This window comes from Roseateles sp. P5_B10 (genome assembly GCF_056400485.1).
Genome location: NZ_JBFULE010000683.1, coordinates 1 through 2,854, shown reverse-complemented (window position 1 = coordinate 2,854; position 2,854 = coordinate 1). Strand labels below are relative to the sequence as shown.

The 2,854-nt window shown below is 67.3% G+C and carries 4 protein-coding genes; 1 reads left to right on the top strand and 3 read right to left on the bottom strand.

Annotation, left to right across the window (positions count from 1 at the left end; translation table 11 throughout):
* The 3 genes from AC1DU6_RS25935 to AC1DU6_RS25925 all read right to left on the bottom strand — a co-directional run.
* Window positions 1-82: AbrB/MazE/SpoVT family DNA-binding domain-containing protein (locus tag AC1DU6_RS25935; protein ID WP_477860628.1), on the bottom strand; the 82-nt coding region annotated here is incomplete at its 3' end.
* Between the two features lie 104 nt (window positions 83-186).
* Window positions 187-801: a hypothetical protein gene (locus tag AC1DU6_RS25930; protein ID WP_157281448.1), complete on the bottom strand. Its 615-nt coding sequence runs from the start codon at window positions 799-801 to the stop codon at window positions 187-189.
* A gap of 127 nt (window positions 802-928) precedes the next feature.
* A complete protein-coding gene (locus AC1DU6_RS25925) occupies window positions 929-1,942 on the bottom strand; it encodes an HpcH/HpaI aldolase/citrate lyase family protein (protein ID WP_457325516.1) in 1,014 nt (337 codons plus the stop codon).
* A 150-nt stretch (window positions 1,943-2,092) separates the two neighbouring features.
* On the opposite strand from AC1DU6_RS25925, the gene AC1DU6_RS25920 reads away from it, so the two are divergent.
* On the top strand, window positions 2,093-2,854 hold a 762-nt coding region (locus tag AC1DU6_RS25920), incomplete at its 3' end, for a cache domain-containing protein (protein ID WP_477860626.1).

The window sequence follows — 2,854 nt, the reverse complement described above, 5'->3', positions numbered from 1 at the left end:
TCGTGCCCTTGGTCAGACCGAGGGCATCTCGGACGGCTTTGGGCAGGGTGATCTGCCCGCGTTCGGCAACGGTGGCTTCCATGGCGCCTCCAGCGGCTGAGCGCCGCGGAGGCGGTGGCTCAGGTATGCATCGAAAAGTATGTATTCATTCTACATACCCAAGCCACGGGTTTCAACAGCAATGACTCACTTGGCCTTGGCTGGCTTGGCCGGTTTCGCAGCCACCGGGGGCGCTGCGGGTGTTTCGGCCGCCGTGGGCGTGATGCCCAGGCCGCTGCGTGCTGCCTCGGCGGCTTCGGCCTCGGGGTCGTTGATCTTGGCAGCCTTGGCGGCTTCGATCAGCTTGATCTGCTCGGGGTGGACGCAGTCGTCGATGAGGCGCTGGCCGATCTTGGTGTCCAGCAGCATGGACTTGTTGGCGATCTGGATCATCAGCGTGCGGCCGGTCACGTCTTCCAGGCGCAGGGCGCCGGTTGACGACAGCACGGGCTTCATCGTGAAGACCTGCTTCTTCCAGGCCACGTTGATGTAGCCGGCCACCTTGGGATGCTTCTCGATCTGCACGGTCTCCTTGAACTCGCAGGCGTAGTCGCCCAGGTAGGCGCGCTCCGCAGCGGCAAGCTGGGCCTCATCGGCATCGACCAGCACAGGCTCGGGCGGCGGCGGCGGTGCCTTCTTGGCGGGCGCGGGCTTGGCCGCGGCCTTGGTTTTTGCGACGGGCTTGGCCGGAGCGGTCTGGGCCAGGGCGGGCAAGGCGGCGCAGAGGATCAGGGCGGCGGCACTGGCACGGAGCGAAGTCATCGGCATCTGGAATCGGGGTGGGAAAGGAGGGTGGAAAAAGCTGGCGAATCATGGCTGCAATGCGGCCGCGCAGCGGTGAAAAGATGTAGGCATTGTCCGCGTGACGGACTGCACGCCGGTTCGTGCCTCACTCGGCGATTACCCCGATGGCTACGGGGAAAAACGCCGATCGCGCTGCGTCGGGCAAGGCGCGCCCGGTGCGCTCGGCGCGCTCCAGCACAGTCCAGAAGTAGCGGTAGCTGGCGCGGTCGTGCAGGCGGTCGTGGAAAGAGATGGGAGCCCATTGCGCGGCTCGTGCGGCAAGCAGCAGCTCGGCCGCTTCGGCCACTTCGTCGGCGGCCGGCGCGAACGCCTCGACGATGGGACGGATCTGGTCGGGATGGATGCTCCACATGCGCGTGTAGCCGAACTCGCGCGCGGCGCGCCGCGCGGCCGCCGCGAGCCGTTCGGCATCGCGGAACTCGGTGACCACGCAGTGCGAAGGCGTCTTGCCAAAGGCATGGGCCGCGGCGGCAATCTCGAGCTTGGCGCGCACGACCAGCGGATGCTCGAACTGGCCGGGCAGCTCCATCGCCGTCTTGGGGATGGCGCCGCCATGGGCCGAGACAAAGTCCATCAGCCCGAAGGACAGCGACTCGATGCGCGGATGGGCGGCGATGCGAAAGACCTCGCGCAGCGCGCCGTGCGTTTCGATCAGCACCTGCAGCGGTAGCCTGGGCTGGGCGTGGCGCTCGCAGGCGGCATCGATGGCGGCCACAGCGCGCTCGACGTCCTCGGCGCTCTCTGGTTTGGGGATCATCAGATAGGCCAGCCTGTCGCCGGCCTTGGCGATCAAGGTGTCGACGTCGGCTTCGAAGGCGGCGTGGCAGAAAGGGTGCACGCGGGCGCCGACGCGGCCGAAGCGGTTGGCCGAGCTCGTTGCCAGTTCGGCGATCAGCAGCGCATGCTCGGCCTCGCCGCCGACCGGGGCGCCGTCCTCGGCGTCCAGCGTGATGTCGAAGACGGGGCCGAGTTCGGCCTGCAGGGCCAGGCTCTTGCGCATGCGGGCCTCGACGCCGCAGTAGTGGTCGACGACAGGCAGCGCGGGCCGAACGGCTTCGTGGCCGAACAGGGCCTGGCGGGGGTGCAGGAGTGCGCTCATCGCGCCACTGTACCCAGGCCGGCGGCGGCGCCAGATGTGACGCCGGTCGCGAAATCGCGACGTTTGCGGGAACAAGAGGGTGCTTACGCACTGTCATATCTGACCCAGGCGTGACAGCATCTGCGCACAACGATCTCCGGAGACAAAGCCATGCTCAAGCTCGAGTCGCTCAGAGTTTCCCGCCGCCTGGCCCTGCAGACCTTCGGCGCTGTTCTTGGCGTGCTGCTGGTTGCGGCCATCCTGCTGTTCTCGGAGCGGGAATTGATCCTGAACGAGCGCCAGCAGGCGGTGYGCCAGGCGGTCGAGGCGGCGCATGGCGTCGTCTCGCATTTCCACGCCCAGGTTGCGACAGGCAAGCTGTCCGACGAGGACGCCAAGAAGTCGGCCCTCGCCGCCCTGCGGGGACTGCGCTACAGCGGCAACGAGTACTTCTGGGTCAACGACATGAGCCCGATCATGGTCATGCATCCCATGAAGCCGGAGCTGGAGGGCAAGACGCTGAACAACAGCAAGGACCCGACCGGCAAGCCGCTCTTCGWCGCGATGGTCGACATCGTCAAGGCCAGCGGCGCAGGCTTCCTGCCCTATATGTGGCCCAAGCCGGGCAGCGAGCAGCCCGTGCCCAAGGTGTCCTACGTCAAGGGCTTCACGCCCTGGAGCTGGATCATCGGCTCGGGCGTCTATGTGGACACGGTCGACGCGGCCATCTGGCAGCGCGTCTGGAAGGTGGGCCTGGGGGTGGGGGTGCTGGCCGGCGTGCTGCTGGTGCTGGGCCTGGCCATCACGCGCAGCATCACGCGCCAGTTGGGTGGCGAGCCCGCGCGCGTCAATGAGATCACGCGCCAACTGGCCGAAGGCGACCTCAGCGTTGACATCGACCTGCAGGGCAGCAGCCATGAGAGCGTCATGCAG